The organism is Victivallis sp. Marseille-Q1083 (assembly GCF_903645315.1).
GTDB lineage: Bacteria > Verrucomicrobiota > Lentisphaeria > Victivallales > Victivallaceae > UMGS1518.
On record NZ_CAHJXL010000002.1, the window covers coordinates 681,327 to 701,964 of the forward strand.

19 protein-coding genes are annotated in these 20,638 nt (G+C 50.5%); 13 read left to right on the forward strand and 6 right to left on the reverse strand.

Annotation, left to right across the window (positions count from 1 at the left end):
• Positions 1-400: 400 nt before the first annotated feature.
• Both HWX74_RS18825 and HWX74_RS18830 read left to right on the forward strand, forming a co-directional pair.
• Positions 401-1,420, forward strand: coding sequence for a LacI family DNA-binding transcriptional regulator (locus tag HWX74_RS18825; protein ID WP_176015093.1), 1,020 nt, complete (start codon positions 401-403; stop codon positions 1,418-1,420).
• A 29-nt stretch (positions 1,421-1,449) separates the two neighbouring features.
• Positions 1,450-2,166: a prepilin-type N-terminal cleavage/methylation domain-containing protein gene (locus HWX74_RS18830; protein ID WP_176015094.1), complete on the forward strand. Its 717-nt coding sequence runs from the start codon at positions 1,450-1,452 to the stop codon at positions 2,164-2,166.
• Here HWX74_RS18830 and HWX74_RS18835 read toward each other — a convergent pair.
• Complete coding sequence (locus HWX74_RS18835) at positions 2,148-2,318, reverse strand: hypothetical protein (RefSeq protein WP_176015095.1); 171 nt, start codon at positions 2,316-2,318, stop codon at positions 2,148-2,150. The genes HWX74_RS18830 and HWX74_RS18835 overlap by 19 nt on opposite strands.
• Positions 2,319-2,530: 212 nt before the next feature.
• On the opposite strand from HWX74_RS18835, the gene HWX74_RS18840 reads away from it, so the two are divergent.
• From HWX74_RS18840 to HWX74_RS18865, 6 genes are all read left to right on the forward strand, one after another.
• Positions 2,531-3,556 carry a uroporphyrinogen decarboxylase family protein gene (locus HWX74_RS18840; protein WP_176015096.1) on the forward strand — a complete coding sequence of 342 codons (1,026 nt, stop codon included), beginning with the start codon at positions 2,531-2,533 and terminating at the stop codon, positions 3,554-3,556.
• Between the two features lie 53 nt (positions 3,557-3,609).
• Positions 3,610-5,652, forward strand: coding sequence for a putative glycoside hydrolase (locus HWX74_RS18845; RefSeq protein ID WP_176015097.1), 2,043 nt, complete (start codon positions 3,610-3,612; stop codon positions 5,650-5,652).
• A 136-nt stretch (positions 5,653-5,788) separates the two neighbouring features.
• A complete protein-coding gene (locus HWX74_RS18850) occupies positions 5,789-7,723 on the forward strand; it encodes a putative glycoside hydrolase (protein ID WP_176015098.1) in 1,935 nt (644 codons plus the stop codon).
• Between the two features lie 182 nt (positions 7,724-7,905).
• Positions 7,906-10,227 carry a DUF4838 domain-containing protein gene (locus HWX74_RS18855; protein ID WP_176015099.1) on the forward strand — a complete coding sequence of 774 codons (2,322 nt, stop codon included), beginning with the start codon at positions 7,906-7,908 and terminating at the stop codon, positions 10,225-10,227.
• A gap of 1,113 nt (positions 10,228-11,340) precedes the next feature.
• Positions 11,341-12,327 carry a radical SAM protein gene (locus tag HWX74_RS18860; protein ID WP_176015100.1) on the forward strand — a complete coding sequence of 329 codons (987 nt, stop codon included), beginning with the start codon at positions 11,341-11,343 and terminating at the stop codon, positions 12,325-12,327.
• Between the two features lie 84 nt (positions 12,328-12,411).
• Positions 12,412-12,897: a transposase gene (locus HWX74_RS18865; RefSeq protein ID WP_176015101.1), complete on the forward strand. Its 486-nt coding sequence runs from the start codon at positions 12,412-12,414 to the stop codon at positions 12,895-12,897.
• On the opposite strand, the gene HWX74_RS18870 is transcribed toward HWX74_RS18865, so the two are convergent.
• Both HWX74_RS18870 and HWX74_RS18875 read right to left on the reverse strand, forming a co-directional pair.
• Positions 12,894-13,934 (reverse strand): IS630 family transposase, encoded by a 1,041-nt coding sequence (locus tag HWX74_RS18870; protein ID WP_176015102.1) that lies wholly within the window; start codon positions 13,932-13,934, stop codon positions 12,894-12,896. The two genes, HWX74_RS18865 and HWX74_RS18870, sit on opposite strands and share 4 nt — an antisense overlap.
• 238 nt (positions 13,935-14,172) lie before the next feature.
• Positions 14,173-15,213 carry an IS630 family transposase gene (locus HWX74_RS18875; RefSeq protein WP_176015103.1) on the reverse strand — a complete coding sequence of 347 codons (1,041 nt, stop codon included), beginning with the start codon at positions 15,211-15,213 and terminating at the stop codon, positions 14,173-14,175.
• Positions 15,214-15,263: 50 nt separating this feature from the next.
• Here HWX74_RS18875 and HWX74_RS18880 point away from each other — a divergent pair, with 50 nt between their 5' ends.
• From HWX74_RS18880 to HWX74_RS18890, 3 genes are read left to right on the forward strand one after another with little or no spacing between them, the layout of a single operon-like run.
• Positions 15,264-16,127 carry an IS1380 family transposase gene (locus HWX74_RS18880; RefSeq protein WP_303048132.1) on the forward strand — a complete coding sequence of 288 codons (864 nt, stop codon included), beginning with the start codon at positions 15,264-15,266 and terminating at the stop codon, positions 16,125-16,127.
• Positions 16,118-16,534, forward strand: coding sequence for a hypothetical protein (locus tag HWX74_RS18885; RefSeq protein ID WP_176015105.1), 417 nt, complete (start codon positions 16,118-16,120; stop codon positions 16,532-16,534). Before HWX74_RS18880 ends, HWX74_RS18885 begins: the two co-directional genes overlap by 10 nt.
• A 9-nt stretch (positions 16,535-16,543) precedes the next feature.
• Positions 16,544-16,936 (forward strand): hypothetical protein, encoded by a 393-nt coding sequence (locus HWX74_RS18890; protein WP_176015106.1) that lies wholly within the window; start codon positions 16,544-16,546, stop codon positions 16,934-16,936.
• Here the strand turns inward: HWX74_RS18890 and HWX74_RS18895 are convergent.
• On the reverse strand, positions 16,914-17,258 hold the full coding sequence (locus HWX74_RS18895) for a TIGR04076 family protein (RefSeq protein WP_176015107.1): 345 nt from the start codon (positions 17,256-17,258) through the stop codon (positions 16,914-16,916). The genes HWX74_RS18890 and HWX74_RS18895 overlap by 23 nt on opposite strands.
• A gap of 2 nt (positions 17,259-17,260) precedes the next feature.
• Positions 17,261-17,707: a GNAT family N-acetyltransferase gene (locus HWX74_RS18900; protein WP_176015108.1), complete on the reverse strand. Its 447-nt coding sequence runs from the start codon at positions 17,705-17,707 to the stop codon at positions 17,261-17,263.
• A gap of 111 nt (positions 17,708-17,818) precedes the next feature.
• On the opposite strand from HWX74_RS18900, the gene HWX74_RS18905 reads away from it, so the two are divergent.
• Entirely contained in the window at positions 17,819-18,169 is a 351-nt protein-coding gene (locus tag HWX74_RS18905; protein WP_176015109.1) for a transposase, read from the forward strand.
• 405 nt (positions 18,170-18,574) lie between these two features.
• Here the strand turns inward: HWX74_RS18905 and HWX74_RS18910 are convergent, their stop codons facing one another.
• Positions 18,575-19,183: a transposase gene (locus HWX74_RS18910; RefSeq protein WP_176015110.1), complete on the reverse strand. Its 609-nt coding sequence runs from the start codon at positions 19,181-19,183 to the stop codon at positions 18,575-18,577.
• Positions 19,184-19,281: 98 nt separating this feature from the next.
• Between HWX74_RS18910 and HWX74_RS18915 the strand changes: the two genes are divergently transcribed.
• A complete protein-coding gene (locus HWX74_RS18915; RefSeq protein WP_303048128.1) occupies positions 19,282-20,574 on the forward strand; it encodes an IS4 family transposase in 1,293 nt (430 codons plus the stop codon).
• Positions 20,575-20,638: the final 64 nt, after the last annotated feature.

The following is a 20,638-nucleotide window of genomic DNA, read 5'->3' on the forward strand; positions in this document are numbered from 1 at the left end:
TCATTCCCGAGGTTGTTTGTTTTTGTACTGGCAACGCCGCCGGTGTCTTGAAAAAGACAACTCCGTGAATTCAAGGTAGCATCGCTTGTTGAAAATGCAAATTCGAATTAGCAGGCTGTCCCGATCTCGTTCCGCCGCCGGCCGGCCGATTGAAAAATGGATGTCCGGCGTGGAGCAGGTTTCCTTGATTCCGGGAGGATTAGGAAGGGGAAAATGGTGAAAAAAAGATCGGAATTGCGATTTTTGCGCAACAAGTTCCACAAATTAAAATTTATAACTTGTTTGTTTTCAATATAATTTTAAAAATATTAAAAATAAATTCGATTACCTATTGACTTTTGTTGCTCTTTTTGCTATACTTATTAACGGAATTAAAATTTACGGAGACAGCAAGCGGATTATGGATATTCGGGAATTTGCCAGAGAGATCGGGATTTCTTATTCGACGGTATCGCGGGCGTTCAGCGGCCGCGGCCGGGTCAAAGAGGAAACCCGGCAGCGGATCTTCAACCGCGCCGCCGAGCTGGGTTATCGCCCCAACGGCCGTTTGGCGGAGAACAACATCCCGTTTGTCGGGGATCTGATTGCGGTGGTTTATACCTTGCCGGTCAATGAATTGTACAGCGATTACCTGTTTTCCGAAGTGTTCCGCGGCATTCAGGACGTGTTGACGCCGCTGGGAATCAACGCTTCGCCGCACATCATCTTTGAGTCGGTACCGCTGCTGGACAGTTTTTATTTCGACGTGTTCAAGGCGGCCAATGTCAAAGGGGTCATCTGGTTCACCGGAACCAAATTCTATCCGCAGCTCAAGGAGAAGATTGATTATTGGGGCAAGCCGAATCTGGCGATTGGCAACCTTGACCGGCATGACGGCAGCAACATCGGTTTTGATGTCTATGCCGGAGCTAAACAGGTGGGCGAATATTTCCGGCGGACCGGTCGTGTCCGCCCGGCCATCGTGCTCGGCGAATACAATTCGCAATATATGGAAAAGTGGCGGGACGCTTTCATCACCTCCAAGGAGCAGGGATTTCTCGACGGTATGCAGTGTAGTGTCGAGGAGGTGGAATGGGTTGTCGGCGGCTATCAGTTTTCCGACGGATACAATGCTTTCCGTAAATTACGCAATACCGGCAAACCGATCGACTGTGTTTTTTGTGAAAACGATACCCTCGGCGCCGGTTTTCTTTGTGCCGCCGGTGAGGCCGGGATCAACATTCCCGATGAGTTGGCGGTTTTCGGTTTCGATAATGTCGCTTTCAGTCAGTTCACCAATCCGCCGTTGAGCACCGTCGATTTCACGAAATTCGAAATCGGCCGGGCTGCCGCTTCCGGATTGCTTGATCTGATCAACGGCAAAGAGAAAAAAATCAATTTGATGTTTAAAAGTAATCTGGTTTTAAGACGTTCCAGTTAATCAACAACCCAAGTCAAGGAGATAAGAAAATGAAAAAAAGTTTTACATTGATTGAATTGCTGGTCGTGATTGCGATTATTGCAATTTTAGCCAGCATGCTGCTGCCGGCGCTCGCCAAAGCCAAGGCGAAGGCCCAGGCGATCAGTTGCGTCAACAATCTCAAGCAGATGGGAACCGGCCTGGTGATGTATGCCAATGACAATAACGATTACCTGCTCGGCCTGGATACCGAGAAGCCCTATGGGTTCAGTGGTTACGGCCGGCTGGCCTGGACGATGGAACTGATGCCGTACATCGGCGGCAGTTCGGATTCGCCGACGACCGACGATTGCTGGAATTTCTGGTTTAACAACAAAACGATCAAATGTCCGGGCGACAGCGGCAGCAATGCGGCGCTGGATTCGTTGAAAGGGGTGTCTTACGCCTGGAACATCGAACTGGGCGGCTGGCGGAGCGGCACCAATCCGCCGGAAGGCTTCGACAAGCCGCGCCGCAAGACCACCGAAGTGGAACAGCCGACCAACACCGTTGCGATCGGCGACTGCTCGGACAGCGTCGCCGGCGAATGGGACCGCCTGTGGCTGGCGTTGCCGACCTGGGGCGTGGCGGACGGCGAATCGCGCCGGCACAACAGCGGCGCCAATTTCGTTTTCGTCGACGGTCATGCCGGCTGGATGCATATCAATGAATATTACCAGACCTATTCGCATGATTGTTACGATTACTATTACAAAGCCAAGAAGTAATACGATTTCGCCCGCCGGTACCCCACCGGCGCCCCGCCGTCGTCGAGGTCTTGCGCCGGGCGGAAGCGCAACTGCCGGACGGCGACGCGGGGTTGCGGGAACGCATCCGTATTTTGAAGGATGACGCCGAATATCTCCGGTTGATCTTCCATTTTGCGACGCGTTGTCCCATGCGCTGCTCATCGTCGATTGGGACCGGCACGGCTATGCGGCCGCCGGCGATACCTTCAGGCGGATTCGGGAGGGGGTGCAATAATTGTTTCTATTTCCATTCGACGGCCTTGAAATGAGTTGAATTTGTTATTTATTAGTTAGGTGCCGGAAATCTCCGGAGAAAATGATCAATTGCAGGGAATGAACCGGAATGAACAAACGTGAAGTCGTAACCTTGGCCATGCGCCACCGGCCTGTGCCGTATGTGCCGTGGCAGATCAATTTGACGCTGGAAGCGCAGCGGCTGCTGGCCGGACATTTCCGGACCGATGACGTCGACCGGGCGCTGGACAACCATCTGCTGCAACTGGGCGGATTTGACGATTATTTCCGGCCGGTCGGCGGCGATTGCGTCGAAGATTATTTCGGGGTGGTCTGGGACCGGAGCCAGGACAGGGATATCGGCATTGTCAGAAATCAGTTGCTGCCGGAGCCGACGCTGCGCGGCTATGAATTTCCCGATCCGCTGGACGGGCGTTTCTTCGCCGGTCTGGAAAGCCGGATTGCGGCGGACGGAGACCGCTTCCGGGGATTCAATTTGGGATTTTCACTGGTCGAACGGGCCTGGACGCTGCGGGGCGGCATGGAAGATCTGCTGATGGATCTTTATCTGCACCCGGAGTTCGTCAGGGATTTGCTGCGGGCGGTGGCCGACTACAACATCGCCCACATGCGTCAGGCGGTGAAATACGACATCGACTGCATTCATTTCGGTGACGATTGGGGACAGCAGCACGGGTTGATTATGGGATATCCCTTGTGGAAGGAGTTCTTCTATCCCGAGCTGAAGCGGATGTACGCGGTCGGCGTGGAGGCGGGCAAATTCGTCAGCATCCACTCCTGCGGCGATGTCGATGAACTTTTCGACGATCTGCTGGAAATCGGTCTGAACTCTTTCAATCCGTTCCAGCCGGAAGTGATGGAAGTGCACGGTTTATTGCAGCGCTACCACGGCCGGCTCTGCTTTTACGGCGGGGTTTCCACCCAGCGAACTTTACCGTATGGCAAAAAGGCGGATGTGGCGGCGGAAGTCGAGGCGCTGCTGCAGGCCGGCGCCGACGGCGGGCTGATCGTTTCACCCGCCCATGCGGTGGAAAGCGACGTACCGCTGGCGAATTTGTTGACGCTGATCGAGGTGCTGCAGGCGCAGCCGGGGTACGGCGGCGGGACGAAGTAGCGTTTCAGACTCATTAAAAATATACAGCTAACCAAGCAAGGAACAATCGGGTTATGAAGTTGAGCAGGTTTTTGATGGCCGGACTGGTGGTGGTTTGCAGTTGGACGGCCCGGGCGGCGGAAGCGGTGTTGGAATTGAACCGCAACACCAAGGTGCATTGTGCCGACGGCGTCGTCGAATTGACGCGGAACCGGCAGAGCATCAAGTTTCAACCCAACATCAAGCATAACAACGAATGGGTGCCGCTCGGCATGCCGCGCAGCGAGCCGCAATTCCAGAATCCCGGCAGCTACAACGAGTTGATCCTCGAATACGATGTGCCGGCCAACCGGACTTTCCGGCTCAGCGTGAAGACCTTTCCGAATTTCAGCGGCGCGCTGATCGATGGCCGGTTGGTCAACGACAGCGAATCGAATGTTGTCGAATATTATTTCTGGAGCTGGCACCTGGATACCACCAGCTATGTGGTGCCGGAAGGGGATTTGCTGCGGCGTCAACAGTTCGACCAGACGAAGGACAGCACGCTCGATCACGCGCCGTTCGTCTACCTGCCGTTCGACCGTTCGATCGGCGGCCTGGCGATGGTGCCGAACGGCGTCATCGGCTATCAGTACGAACCCGGCGGTAACAGTTTCCTCTACGAACGGGCGATTGAACACGACCAGGAACTGCCGCCCGGCGGTTACTATCAGAACGCTTTCGGCGCCGCTCTGGTCGCCGACACCGAAGAGGCGGCGGCTTTTTACCGGCAGGTTTCGCCCTATGCGTCGTTCGGAGCCGCCTCGTCGTCGGTGGCCGACTACGGTAAGCCGGCGCCGGAATGGCTGGCCGATTGCCGGACCTTGGCCGGTTACTACCGGCCGTGGAGCGTCGAGGACGGCAAATTCTGGAGCGATGAGGTATTGGATACCCGGCTGAAGGATTTTTCGGTGATCATCGGTTCCCAGCCGAATGCGGAGATTCTGGAGCGGGTCCACCAGCGCGGCAAGAAACTGCTGTTCTACGTCATCTACACCTGTTTCCTGGACACGAAGGAACAGGTGGCCACCGGCGGGCGGGTTTACGAAGAGTGGACCGAATCGTATCTCAACGAGGAACGCGACCTGGCCGATCATCCGGACTGGGTGTGTATCGATGAAAAAGGCGAACGTTTCCATGACCTGTGGGGAACGATGCACAACCATATGGGGTTGTTCTACACCTGTCTGCACCAGGACGGCGTGCAGGAGGCCGCTTTGCGCCAGGTGGCCAAACTGATGGAACTGGGGTATGACGGCATTTTCATCGATCTGGCCGGCCCGACCGTCGAGTGCTACGGCGACAAATTCGGCATCCATAAGCACGCCGAGCCGCAGAAAACCAATACCGACAAATATTACGAATTGCTGGATAAAATTTACGCGCTGGTGAAATCCTATGGCGATGATCGGGCGGTCATCCTCAACGGACCGATCGCCTCGAACTGGCCGCGCGGCGATGCGCTGATGTGGGAAGCGGCGGTGTTTGCCGGCGGCGACGGCAAGTTGAACCAGACGCCGTCGGAGCTGGTGTTGCTTGGCAAGCGTTATTCGGAAGCGCGCAAACACGGCAAAATGTTGCTGCCGCTGGTCAGTCTGCCGGAGAAAAACGTGCTTGACAATGCGATGTTCTCCTATGCGTATGCGATGGTTTTCGATTTGTGCTGGACCGATTATACCGCGCTGTGGGATCTGGACCGGGAAGGGGCGGAAGTGCTGTATGCGTTGCAGGCCGGTGAACCGGAGGGTGACGGCAGCGAAGTGCATCCCGGCGTCTGGCGGCGCGATTTCAGCAACGGCACGTTCTTCTGGAGCGTGGCGCGCCAGCCGGTGACGCTGGAACTGCCGGTGCAGGAATTGACGCCGGAAGTGGTCGGCAACGGTCATCTGGCGTCGATGGCGGACGGTGGTTTGAAGATCACCATCCCGGCGATGAGCGGTTGTTTCGTTCAGAAGAAAACGCTGGAAAGCGTGCCGGAACCGGCGGGCGAAGCGGGGGGGCCGCCCGCCGGCCTGCCGCCGCCCGCTGCCGCGCCGGTGGCGGAGGATGCGGCGGCAGAGGTTATCATGATCGACTGACGCCTTGCCGGCGGACTGATTCGGGTCCGTCGGCAAGTGCTGATTTCCCATTTTTTTTACTTCCCAAGGCTGTCTTTTGACCGCCTTCCTGTCGTTTGCTTTCTTTGGACGGATAAAACAATATGGATGCATACAAATGAGATGGTGTCAAACGATTTTACTGTTGATTGCCGCCTTGTACGGCAGCTCCGCCGCGGCTGCGGACGGTGAATTTCTGCAATTGAATGCCCGGGCGCGGATTCATTGTAACGGGGCCGGGGTTGCGCTGACGAACGGCGCCCGGACGATCGAATTCCAACCGAATATCGGCTATAACAACAATTGGATTTCCCTCGGTTCGCCGCGCCGGGAACCGCAGTTCCACAATCCCGGCAATTATAATGAATGGGTGTTGGAATACGACGTGCCGGGCGGCCGTATTTTCCGGTTGGCGGTGAAGACTTTTCAGGAGCTGGACGGCATCGTCGTCGACGGCCGGCTGATCAACGGCAATGAATCGAATATCGTCGAGTATTTCTTCTGGAGCTGGCATATGGACGCTACCGACTATGTGGTTCCGGATGGCGAGGCGATGCGCCGCCAGCCGTTCGACCGCACTGTTGACAACAAGCTGGACCATGTGCCGTTCGTTTTTCTGCCGTTCGATCGGTCCGCCGGCGGTTTGGCGGTCGCCGCCAACGGCATTGTCGGCTATCAGTATGAACCGGACGGCGACAGTTTTCTCTATGAACGGGCGATTGAGCACGACCAGGAACTGCCGCCGGGCGGCTGTTATCACAATGCCTTCGGCGCCGGTTTGGTCGCCGATGCCGGAGAGGCGGCGGCATTTTATCGGCAGGGGTCTTCCTATGTGTCGTTCGGAGTCGCCTCGTCGTCAGTGGTTGACTACGGCAGGCCGGGACCGGAGTGGCTGACCGGCTGCCGGTCGCTGGCCGGTTATTACCGGCCGTGGAGCGTCGAAGATGGCAAATTCTGGAACGATGAGGTGCTGGATACCCGGCTGAAGGATTTTTCGGTGATCATCGGTTCGCAGCCGAATCCCGACATTCTGGCGCGGGTCCACCGGCGCGGCAAAAAATTGCTGTATTACGTCGGCAACACCTGTTATCTGGACGCCGAAGCGCAGTTGGCCGGCGGCCGGGAGGTGTTCGACGAATGGCGGGAGTCGGTGCTCAGTGACGAGCGGCTGCTCGACAATCATCCCGATTGGGTCTGCATCGACGAAAACGGTGAGCGGTTCCACGATTTGTGGGGGACGATGCACGGTCATATGGGGTTGTTTTACAACTGTCTGCACCAGGATGGTGTGCAGGAGGCCGCGTTGCGCCAGGTGGCCGGATTGATGGAGCTGGGCTATGACGGTATTTTTGTCGACCTGGCCGGTCCGACCGTCGAGTGTTACGGCGACAAATTCGGCATCCACAGTCACGCCGAACCGGAGAAGAGCAATACCGACAAATATTTCGAACTGCTGGATAAAATGTATGCGCTGGTGAAATCTTACGGCGACGACCGGGCGGTGATCCTCAATGGGCCGATCGCTTCGCATTGGCCGCGGGCGGATGCGCTGATGTGGGAATCGGCGGTCTGGGTGGGGGGCACCAGCCGGGAGTTGAATCAGACGCCGGCTGAACTGGTATTGCTGGGAAAACGTTATGCGGAAGCGCGCAAACACGGCAAGCTGCTGCTGCCGCTGGTCTATCTGCCTGAAAATGATCCGGACGTCTTCAATAAAGCGATGTTTTCCTACGCCTATGCGATGATATTCGATTTGTGCTGGACCGACTATACCGCGCTGTGGGACCGCGATGCCGCGAAAGCGGCCGGGCTTTACGGCCTGCAGCTTGGCGAACCGGAGAATGACGGCGCGGAAGCGCAGCCCGGCGTCTGGCGGCGCGATTTCAGCCGCGGGACGATTTTCTGGAATGTTTCGCGCCGGCCGGCTGAATTCAGTTGGCCGGCGGCGGAACGTAAACCGGACGTGATTGGAGCGGGCACGATTGCCCCGGCGGGGGAGGGCGGTTGGCGGCTGATCGTTCCGTCGCTCGGCGGCTGCTTCCTGAAAAAGTGAGTGCGGCCGCCGGAATGGAGCAATGCTCTTCGGACGGCGGACCGGCGTTGCCCGGTTATTTTTCGACATTCCATTGATTGGTCCGGTTGCCTTCCGGTATTTTTTCGTTATATTTCAACAAATGGGCCGGAAACGGCGAAAATTTTCCGACGACTTGAAGCAATGCAAGGGAGCACGGGGTTATGAGGTACGGTTTTTCTCTGCGGCGGTTGGCGGCGGCGGGCGGAATATTTTGGAGTGGAGGTCTGTCGGCTCTGGAGATTGCCGATCGCGGCCGCAGCGATTATGCGATCGTCGTCGCCGCCGATGCGATTCCGGCGGAAAAGACGGCGGCGGCCGAGTTGCAGCGTTATGTCAAAGCGTTGTCCGGCGTGGAGTTGCCGATCGTCGGCGAACCGCGGCAGGACGGCAAACATATTTTAATCGGCCGCTCGCCGGCCGCGCTGGAATTGCTCGGGGATACGCCGGAAACGGCCGCCTGGTTGAAAAGAGATGATGCGATCATCATCGAAACGGTGGACGGTAACCTGATTTTGAGCGGCGCCCGGCCGCGCGGCACTTTGTATGCGGTTTATACGCTGCTGGAACGGTTCTGGCAGGTGCGTTTCTGGACTTCGACCGAAGAGTCGGTTCCGGCGGTGGAGCAACTCGGCCTGCCGGACCGGCTTTCAGTGCGTTATGCGCCGCAATTCCTCGGTCGGGAGGTGCATTACTGGGAACCGAACCATGCGCCGCAGTTCGCGGTGAAGCTGAAGAGTAACGGTCATTTTCAGGAAATTCCGGTGGAGTGGGGCGGTCATTTGACGCTGCTCGGGTTCGTTCATACGATGGGGAACCTGCTGCCGGCTTCGCAATATTTCGAGGATCATCCCGACTGGTATGCGCTCGACGAATCCGGCGCCCGCAATGGCGAACAGCCCTGCTGGAGCAATCCGGCCATGCTGGACGCGTTGAAAACGGCGGTGCTGAAAGAGCTGCGCGAACATCCCGATACGAAGATCATCTCGGTCAGTCAGAACGACGGCTGGTTGCGCTGCCATTGCGACGCCTGCGCGCAGATCGAAGCGGAAGAAGGTTCGCCGGCCGGTCCGATCATCCGGGCGGTCAATGCGGTTGCTGCCGCCATTGAGCCGGAATTTCCGGAGGTGCTGGTCGAAACGCTGGCTTACGTTTACTCCCAGACGCCGCCGGCCAAAGTCAAGCCGCGCCGGAACGTGCTGATCCGTCTCTGCTGCTATCAGAATGATTTTTGCCGGCCTTACGATTCGGCCGCCAACGAGACGTTCCGGCAGGATTTCCTGAAGTGGAAGGCGATTTCATCGCAGTTGGCGATCTGGAACTACGTGACCAACTTTTCCAACTATCTGATTCCGCACCCGAACACGCGTCATCTGGGCGACGATTTGCGCTTTTTCGCCGACAACAAGGTGGCGACTGTTTTCGAACAGGGCGATATCGGCTCGGGAATTTGCGGTGACTTCGTGCAGATGCGGGCCTGGGTGGTCGCCCAACTGCTGTGGGACCCGTACCAGGACCAGCGGCAGTTGATGCAAGAGTTTCTGAACGGTTACTATTCGCCGGCCGCCGGCGAAAAATTGCTCGCGGTCATCGACTTGATGACGGAAGAGTTCGCCGGGCGGAACAAGCCGCTCGGCTGCTATCGCGGCGATGTCAACGACTGGCTGTCGTTTGAGACGCTGCAGACGGCGTTGCGGCTGTTCGACGAGGCGGCCGCGGCCTTGGCCGACCGGCCGGCGGAGCAGCGGGAGGTGCTGGCGAAACGGCTGCGCCGGGCCCGGCTGCCGTATGACCTGGCGCTGGTCTGCCACCCGTTGTCGTCGGCCTGGAACGGCAGCTTGAGCGAAACGGAGTACGCCGCGCGCCTGGCGCTCTGGGAGGATATCAAAGCGACCTACCAGGCTTACCAGGTGACCAATCTCGGTGAGATTCCCCGGATCGACGAATTGTACCGGCAGGTGCCGGCGCTGTTGGCCGGGCCGAAACGGTTGAAGCGTTCCGGCGAGGTGCCGGAGTTTTGTAAAGGTTTGCCGGAGCGGGAATGGTTTGAATTTTCCGCCGACAATTTCGCGCTGGCGAAAGAGGGACTCTGGACTTTTCCGGCCGCGGATGAACGTTCGCCGTACGGCAAGACGGTCCGGATGCCGAACAACCATATCCAGTGGGCGGTCAACCTGCCGCTGCCGGAGTTGCTGGCCGCCGGCCTGACGGCGGCGGAAAATCGTTGGCGGGTCTGGATCAGCGTGCGGGCCGAGGGGAGCAACCCGGAAGGAGTGGCGATTCTGGCCGGCGTTTACGATGCCGCCAACCGTAAGGATCAGCCGCAGACGCGCAAGCTGGGCGAATTGGACGGTTATCACTGGATCGATCTTGGCGAAATCAGCCTTGGTCCGAGCATGTCGGTCTATGCGGCTCCGGTCATCAGTGAAGGTGTCGACAATATCTACATCGACCGGATCATTCTGGCGCGTCAGCCGAAGCAATAGTAAGTCTTTCCCGAAATCGGTGAAGGGTTAGATTCTGCAAATGGAGGGCTTTTCGCAGGATTCATTTTGTTTGCAATGGCAATTGATTTAATAGAGAGAACAAAATCTAGGTACTTCAATTTTCAGAGATTCCCAGTTTGCCGTAGAAAAGAGGTTCATTTGAGAACAGGGAATGCCAATGATCTCAAAATTAACGGTGAATCGCTTTGTCTTTGTCCAAGTCAACTGACTCGCCGACGATTTCCACGATTACTTCCACATTCGATAATTTCGGCTGTGGACCACGGCTTCTCAAGTTTTTTTTCGATCTTTTTCAACATGTCCGTCTTCCAAATATACTTCGGTGATACACTCTTTAGTGAGTATGTTTGGAATTCTTTTAAATTTGTTTGTAGTTAACCAAATTTAAATCAAAACACGCTCTCGCTCAATTGTCATTCAAAAAAACTTATACGCGGCGTTATTTTTATGAGAAAATGTGTATTTTTTTTTAGTGATTTGTTTTACTTCTGATTTGACTAAAAATAATTACGTGCTCTATTTTAGTAAATAAAATAAATTGTTTTATTTTTTTTTACTGTATTTATATATTTTGCTTTATTATATAAGTGAAAATATTATTAGTTTTTTTCTTAAAAAATAGCAGAAAAAATCTTGAACAAGGTAGCCCTTTATTGTGTTAAGGTCTTGAAGGAATAGGATTTGTAGAGTATATTCTCTCATGGGAAGGATATAGAGTGAATAAGGTTATTTTAAAGCTGATATTAGCGAAAAGTAAAGGAAAAAAAGATTCAAAGATTATATTCATCGTAGATACTCATTATTTTCTTGTTCCTATATATGTAGCAAGTGTATTGGCATACGAGTTCACGTCTATGAAAAAACGTTAGGAAGGAAAATTTTGAAATACTTGGCTGATGGCAAGGTTTATGCACCAAAATAAGGTTAGAGTAAAAAACTTACAGAAAAGAACAGGATCGTTGGATTTTGTACAGCTAAAAAGAAGGAGGAAAGTAAAACGGATTAATATGCGTGACCCCAGAATTTTAGAAAATCGCGATCCATTGGGAATATAAGCAAAGCTGGTAATTATTTAGGGTTTGTATTACTGGCATGTTTGATTATTATTTTGAGGCCAGTTCTAAAAATGATAATATCGGAGGGGATATGACTAAAAAAACTGTAAAAAAACAAAATGCTCATGAAGAAATAAGTAATATTCCAATTCGTAAAAATGGAGCACCTCCTCCCTATCATGTATTTGAAGTATTTAATGATTTTTTTTGTTTTGATACTTCAACTAAAGCTCTTTACAAAATCGATGAAGTGAGTTATATACTTCTTGCCAAGTGTCTTGAAGGTGTTTCTATTCAGAAAGCGAGCACGTGGGTACTTACAGAGGGACGTTTTGATGCTACTGACGTGGATAGTGCTGCTCGTGAAATAATGCTTCTTGCACATAATGGATTATTTGATGTGCCGAATTATAAGTTTACTGACGAGGAACTTGAAATTTCATTTGCAAAATATTATGAGAACTTTTCTATTTCAAGTATAATCCTTGCAATGTCTGAGTCATGTAATCTTGCTTGTAGATATTGCTATTGTGGGGATCGATTGCATACCAGAAATATATCGCGCGCAAACATTAGGGAGTCAATTCACTGGATGTTGGAAAATTCGGGAGATAATCAGGAATTAGAGCTGGTATTTTTTGGGGGAGAACCATTGATGAACAGATCTGGCATTGAATATGCTATAGACTATAGTACTGAAATAGGCAAATGTTATAGTAAGAGTTTTAAATACCGAATGACATCAAACGTTACTTTGATTGACGACAAAATTGCTGATTTTCTCGTAAAAAATAAAGTACAAGTTTTAGTGAGTCTTGATGGCCCGCAAGAAATTCATGATATGCAATGTCCGACAGTTGCTGGAGGTGGATCTTTTGAAATGGCTTCTGCTGGAGCAAAAAGGTTATTGCAACGTCAAAAAAATGTTGCAGTGCGGAGTACTGTAACTTCTCCTGTAACTAATATTGAAATGTTACTTAAATTTTATGAAGAGTTTGGTTTTTCTAGCCTGAATATTGCGTAAATTTTCAAAAACAAAGAGGCAGATTCTCGACTAATGTATTATATTGTAATATTTTACGTGACAATATAACGCCGAGGTCTGCCAATGACAAAATGTAATGTTTCGATTCCGGTCTTTCAAGGTCCGAAAAGCAGAAAAATTGAATTCAATTTCGCCGGTGGAGATATCAGCAGTGACGGCGGGTTGCTTTTTGTGAAAGAATTCGACCGCAAACCCGGTTTGACCCGGCGCGCCGGTAACCTGCTGGATTCTTTTGATATTCGACAGCCCGGAAAAGTTGAACATTCCTATCTGAGCATGCTTCGTCAACGAGTTTTTGGTTTGGTTGCCGGCCATGAAGATCTCAATGACCATCATGAATTGCGAACTGATCCGCTGATTCAAACTGTTGTCGGTCGTGATCGTCAACTCGCCACTCCAAGCACTTTATGTCGATTCGAAAATGGAATCGATCGTCGTGCTTGCGTAGATTTGAGCCGATTGTTTGTCGAATTCTTTATCGAAAGTTTCTCCACGCCGCCTCGAGAATTGATTCTTGATTTCGATGCTATTGTACCGGCAACTAACTAACTTGCATATAAAACAGTCTTGGAATGGAATAATTTCTTGATTCGTTCCGGTTGTTCAGCTATCATTTCCATATGTTGCTTGGCATGTTCGGTTATTTTTCCTTTGGCGCGTCCCAAGGGCTTGTTGTTCAGATTTGATTTCAAGTCGCGGTTGAGATATTCATCCGGGTTCAGGTCGGGACTGTAGCTCGGCAAGAAAAATAACTTGATGAAAGCCGCGTTTTCCTGCAGAAAGCCAGTCAACGTTTTGCTGTGGTGAACCCGCAGGTTATCCAGAATCAAATACACTTTCCGCTCATTTTGACGAATCAGACGTTCCATGAATTGGATCAGGAGTTGAGCCGTCATCGTTTCGCTGTAAAACATGAAATGAGTTTTCCCCTGGTTGGTAATCGCGCTGATCATATTAACTTTTTCGCGTACCGGATTGACTGCTTGCACCGGAGTGTTGCCTTTCGGCGCATAACTGCGGCCCTTGGCCTCGTCATTGCGAATTCCTGTTTCATCCCCCCAAAAGATATCCGCGTCTTCTGATTTTGCCAGCTTTTTGATTCGGGGATACTCCTCAATCAGCCATTTTTGAACGTGCGCCTCATTGCGCTGATAAGCTTTCTTAACTGGTTTTTGCGGCGTAAATCCCCAGCGTTTCAAGTACTCCCCCATGGTTCGGACTGGTATTTCGATTCCAAACGAAATCTTGATGTGCAACCGTACCGCCTGACGAGTCCAGAGCGCAAATGGCAATCTTAACTGATCCGGACAATGATCGACCAAATCTTTCCGTATCTTACTCTCTTCATGCGGAAGCAGACGGCGTCCAAAGCCGACTGGACGACCGCATTTCTTTACTTTCAAAGCAGACAAGCCGCTTTTTTTCCACTTGCTTATCCACTTGCCCACCGTGTTGCGGTGCGCTCCGACGATTTTTCCGATTTCTGTACAATTATTACATTTGCCGCTTTGATACAATCTCACGGCCTGCTTGCGCCGCTCTTCAAGAGCGACCTTATCGAGTTTTCGGGCATCTTGAGTTTCCATGATGATAATATACACCATCAAGCAAATATTGCACGTATGTTAATTGCCGAATCTATAACACCCATAATATAATTTCTGAACCATTTTTTATTCCTTCGTGGATTCAATACCCCCTTGCTCTGCATCGGGGATAGTTTGACCTGAAGCAAAAATTTTATTATCTCCGGTAATACATATTTGATATAGTTATATGGATATTCATCGCGATTAGCCTGAATATTATTGTGCCGGCAACTAACTAACTTGCATATAAAACAGTCTTGGAATGGAATAATTTCTTGATTCGTTCCGGTTGTTCAGCTATCATTTCCATATGTTGCTTGGCATGTTCGGTTATTTTGCCTTTGGCGCACCCCAAGGGCTTGTTGCTCAGATTTGATTTCAAGTCACGGTTGAGATATTCATCCGGGTTCAGGTCGGGACTGTAGCTCGGCAAGAAAAATAACTTGATGAAAGCTGCGTTTTCCTGCAGAAAACCAGTCAACGTTTTGCTGTGGTGAACCCGCAGGTTATCCAGAATCAAATACACTTTCCGTTCATTTTGACGAATCAGACGTTCCATGAATTGAATCAGGAGTTGAGCCGTCATCGTTTCGCTGTAAAACATGAAATGAGTTTTCCCCTGGTTGGTAATCGCGCTGATCATATTAACTTTTTCGCGTACCGGATTGACTGCTTGCACCGGGGGGTTGCCTTTCGGCGCATAACTGCGGCCCTTGGCCTCGTCATTGCGAATTCCTGTTTCATCCCCCCAAAAGATATCCGCATCTTCTGATTTTGCCAGCTTTTTGATTCGGGGATACTCCTCAATCAGCCATTTTTGAACGTGCGCCTCATTGCGCTGATAAGCTTTCTTAACTGGTTTTTGCGGCGTAAATCCCCAGCGTTTCAAGTACTCCCCCATGGTTCGGACTGGTATTTCGATTCCAAAGGAAATTTTGATGTGCAACCGTACCGCCTGACGAGTCCAGAGCGCAAATGGCAATCTTAACTGATCCGGACAATGATCAACCAAATCTTTCCGTATCTTACTCTCTTCATGCGGAAGCAGACGGCGTCCAAAGCCGACTGGACGACCACATTTCTTTACTTTCAAAGCACGCAAGCCGCTTTTTTTCCACCTGCTTATCCACTTGCCCACCGTGTTGCGGTGCGCTCCAACGATTTTTCCGATTTCTGTACAATTATTACATTTGCCGCTTTGATACAATCTCACGGCCTGCTTGCGCCGCTCTTCAAGAGCGACCTTATCGAGTTTTCGTGCATCTTGAGTTTCCATGATGATAATATACACCATCAAGCAAATATTGCACGTATGTTAATTGCCGAATCTATACCGATGACCTCACTTACGGGATGCAGGAAAATCGCTTTTTTCATGGCTATTATGACCACTATTGCTTTTTGCCGTTGTATGTTTTCTGCGGGGATCAATTACTTGTGGCTTATTTGCGTCCATCAAAAATTGATGCGGCCAAGCATGCCTGGGCGATTCTCTCGCTACTGGTAAAGCGCTTTCGGCAGAAATGGCCGAAGGTTAAGATTATTTTCCGGGGAGACAGTGGCTTTTGCCGGCAGAAAATGCTGAACTGGTGTGATAAAAATGAGGTCAAATATATTGTCGGATTGGCGAAAAATCCACGTTTGCTGGAATTATCAAAAGATCTTCAAGTGAAAGCGGAAGCACTTTACAACGAAACACATGAAAAAGCAAAACTGTTTACTCAGTTCGAATATGCGGCAGGAACTTGGAAATATCCGCGCCGGGTGATTGCCAAAGCGGAATTCAACTCCCCCGGACCGAATAATCGTTTTATCGTCACCAATCTTGATGATGATGGACAATATCTTTATGAAAAAGTTTATTGCGCCCGAGGTGAGATGGAAAACAGGATCAAGGAACAGCAGCTGGATCTTTTCGCTGATCGGACAAGCTGCCATGACTTTGCGGCAAATCAATTCCGGCTTCTGCTTTCAAGTTTGGCTTATATTCTCATGGAACGGTTTCGGGCATTGTTGTTGACAGGAACTCAATTTGCCGAGGCTACCTGCGGCAGCATTCGCTTATACCTGGTGAAAATCGGTGCCATTATTCGGCGGAATACCAGAAAAATTTATGTTGCTCTTTCAAGTGCTTGTCCAAATCAGGAACTCCTCCGCTTGATCGCTGCGAAAATCATCGCTTGGGAATAAAACCTTGGAGAGCTGTCCCCGGCTCGCCGAACAACAACGGGGGAAAGGGGGAATATGCTCAATTTGCAAAAAAACGACAATATCCGACTCTGAAAATAAAAACTTCCGAATCTTCTGAACATTTCTCGACGATTCGAAAGTTTCATGCAACATTCAGGTTAAAGCTGCTGCGGCAGGAGATTACCGCCATCGAGGCAAACAAAATAGACCAAAACTGCATCGAGTGGCATTGCCGTGACTTCGGCAAACTGTGGGAAAAAATCCCAAGAGTTGAGCAAGTAAAAGTGATTGACCTGATGATAGAAAGTTTGATATTCGATGCCGCCAAAGGGACAATCAAAATCAACTACCGCGACCACGGCATCAACGCCGTCTACGATTATGTAACCTACAAAATGGAGCGATAAAAATGGCTTATGAAGTGGAAAAAAGAGTTCATACTGGGCAATGGCAAACCATTCCGGCGGCATACGCCACAGTTGCAGGGACAGGGCAAAGTACCGCATATCAGCAAACTGCTGGCGCTGGCTCTGCGTTACGACCGGCTGTTGCGTGAGCGGCAGATTCCGAATGTGTCAACCTTGCATCATATCGCCGGGGTAACCAAGCCCCGGATGACCCAAATCATGAACTTGGTGAACCTCGCCCCGGACATTCAAGCGGAGGTGCTGACCTTGCCGAACATCTGCCAAAGCCGCGGCTTCTTCACCGAGCGCAAACTCCGTCCCATCGCCCGCGAACCCGACTGGTCAAAGCAACGGATGATGTGGATGATTTTGAGCAAACCTACCGCATCGGCGTGTAATTGACAGCGGCATCCTCGTTGGTGGCTTCGAGCTTGAAGATCACCGGGCGCAAGCCGTCATTGCAACTGCAAATCGCCACACCGGGTTTTAGAATCCAGTCGCCATGATAGAATAACTCATTGCCGCCGCCGTGCGCCAGGGCGAAAACATACTGGTAAATCGCTTTCCACGCCTCGTCGCAGAAACCTTCCGGCTTGGCGTAGTCGGCGTAAAAGATCATTCCAACTTTCAACATCGGGCACGGCCCCAGGTTTTCCGACCCGTATTCCGCGGCAAGCTCTTGATCCAACGTGGTTTTCAAAACGGTGATTTTGACTTTCTTCATGATCATACCTCTTTGATTTTTAGGTGCAAAATCGGAAATGGATTGCCTTGTCCGTCAAGTTCGGAGCGGCCGATCACCTCAAAGCCGCAGTGCTCGTAGAAGCCTCTGGCCTGCAGATTTTGCTCGTTGACATCAATGTATTGAAGATGATGTTGGGTCAATCCATGCTGAAGCATCTTGCGCCCGAGGCCGCACCCGAAACTCGCCGGAGCGAGAAACAACATTTCAAGTTTGTCGCCGTCAATGCCCATGAATCCGGCGATTTTCTCTCCGTCAAAGGCTAGATAAAGGTGCGGGATTCCCTGCAATCCCATCGTCACCAAAGGGCGCAATCCAACGATTTGCTCTTCCGTTAAAAAGTAGTGCGTCGCCCGCACCGAGGCTTCCCAAACTTGCAACAGCGCGTCTAAATACAGATCGCGCGGCTGATTTATTGCAATAATATTCATAATGTTCCTAACCTGAATATTGCGTAAATTTTCAAAAACAAAGAGGCAGATTATCGACTAACGTATTATATTGTAATATCTTACATCACAATATAATGCCGAGGTCTGCCAATGACAAAATGTAATGTTTCGATTCCGTTCTTTCAAGGTCCGAAAAGCAGAAAAATTGAATTCAATTTCGCCGGTGGAGATATCAGCAGTGACGGCGGGTTGCTTTTCGTGAAAGAATTCGACCGCAAACTCGGTTTGACCCGGCGCGCCGGTAAACTGCTGGATTCTTTTGATATTCGACAGCCCGGAAAAGTTGAACATTCCTATCTGAGCATGCTTCGTCAACGAGTTTTTGGTTTGGTTGCCGGCCATGAAGATCTCAATGACCATCATGAATTGCGAAATGATCCGTTAACCTCAATACTGCTTACTTTAATCAATAAAGCATTCATGCGGAGCCGTCTTGGATGAAAAATCCTGCTTGATGTTCCATCCTTTGATTTTGCGTTTTACTGCCCGTTCTCGTGTAATCCCGCGAGAAGAACAGGCAGTTGTTGCCGCAATTTCCTGAATGATTGCTTCGCGAATATACTCAATTTCCTGTGGTTTGAGGGGGAAAATGAGCAGCAGTGATTTTTCTGCACAGAATTCGTACCGCATTGATAAAGGAAAGCCGGTCTGGATCGACCTTATTTTTCCGTGCGGCTTGATGTATTAACCTGAATATTGCATGAAACTTTCGAATCGTCGAGAAATGTTCAGAAGATTCGGAAGTTTTTATTTTCAGAGTCGGATATTGTCGTTTTTTTGCAAATTGAGCATATTCCCCCTTTCCCCCGTTGTTGTTCGGCGAGCCGGGGACAGCTCTCCAAGGTTTTATTCCCAAGCGATGATTTTCGCAGCGATCAAGCGGAGGAGTTCCTGATTTGGACAAGCACTTGAAAGAGCAACATAAATTTTTCTGGTATTCCGCCGAATAATGGCACCGATTTTCACCAGGTATAAGCGAATGCTGCCGCAGGTAGCCTCGGCAAATTGAGTTCCTGTCAACAACAATGCCCGAAACCGTTCCATGAGAATATAAGCCAAACTTGAAAGCAGAAGCCGGAATTGATTTGCCGCAAAGTCATGGCAGCTTGTCCGATCAGCGAAAAGATCCAGCTGCTGTTCCTTGATCCTGTTTTCCATCTCACCTCGGGCGCAATAAACTTTTTCATAAAGATATTGTCCATCATCATCAAGATTGGTGACGATAAAACGATTATTCGGTCCGGGGGAGTTGAATTCCGCTTTGGCAATCACCCGGCGCGGATATTTCCAAGTTCCTGCCGCATATTCGAACTGAGTAAACAGTTTTGCTTTTTCATGTGTTTCGTTGTAAAGTGCTTCCGCTTTCACTTGAAGATCTTTTGATAATTCCAGCAAACGTGGATTTTTCGCCAATCCGACAATATATTTGACCTCATTTTTATCACACCAGTTCACACGCCTGTCCTAACAAACTTTTGAAAGGGTGAAAAAAGTGGAGCCAACTTGTCCGTAATAGTATATTACGGTTGCCTAAACCACAAGGAGGCTCCGTAATGAAGAATACATCAGTCAGTCTTTTTCGTCAAGTGTTGGATTTGATACCGAAGCGAGAATTTGAAGAAATAGTCATGAAACACAATGGAGACAAGCGAAAACAGTCCTTTGACAGTTGGGCACATTTTGTGTCGATGATCTTCTGCCAGTTGGCGCAGGCCAATAGTCTGCGAGAGATTTGCGGAGGTTTGAAAACCTGTGGAGGCAAATTGAATCATCTTGGAGTGGAATCCGCTCCAACCAAATCCAACTTGTCGTACGCCAATGCCCATCGCTCTCCGAAAATGTTCGGCGATATTTTCCATATGCTTCTGGGACACTGCCATGCAATTGCGCCACGGCATGAGTTTTCGTTTCCCAAGAAACTTTACAGTCTCGACGCAACGCTGATTGAGCTTTGCGTTAAAGTTTTTCCATGGGCAACCTATCGGCAAACCAAAGGGGCAATCAAGCTCAATATGCTGTTGGATCACGATGGTCATCTTCCCGTGTTCGTTGATTTCACCAATGGAGATGTTCATGAGGTAAACAGCGCCAGACGAATGGAACTCCCGCGTGACAGCATGGTGGTTTGTGATCGCGGATACGTTGATTTTTCCATGCTGTATAAATGGAATCTCTCCGGTGTGGATTTTGTCACGCGCCTCAAGACCAATACGACCTACGACATCCCGGAATACGATGTCAAGCAATATCCCGGAACCGTTTTGAGCGATGAAGTCATTTTTCTGCGTGGTTCGCAAGACAAATATCCGGAACGTCTCCGCAAAGTGGTCGTCTGCGATGTGGAAAACCATCGGACATTGACCTTGCTAACCAACAATTTTGAGCTGGACGCACAAACGATCGGCGACATCTATAAGGCTCGCTGNGGTTCGCAAGACAAATATCCGGAACGTCTCCGCAAAGTGGTCGTCTGCGATGTGGAAAACCATCGGACATTGACCTTGCTAACCAACAATTTTGAGCTGGACGCACAAACGATCGGCGACATCTATAAGGCTCGCTGGCAAATCGAAAGCTTTTTCAAGATGCTCAAGCAGAACTTCAAGATCAAAACGTTTATCGGCACCAGCGAAAATGCGGTTCGGATTCAAGTTTGGACAGCGCTTATCGCTATTTTGCTGACCAAGTACCTGAAGTTTTTGTCGAAAGCGCAATGGCATTTTTCAACCCTGGTCACTTTCCTGAAATGGAATCTATTTGTTTACCGCGACTTGCGCCAATGGCTGGATCAACCATTTACCAAACCACCGGAGCCGGAATCATTTCAACCAGAGTTCGCTTTTTAGGACAGCAGATTTACAACAAAGGGGGGCTACTTTTGAGAATTGGTGTGAAATAGATGAAAATGAG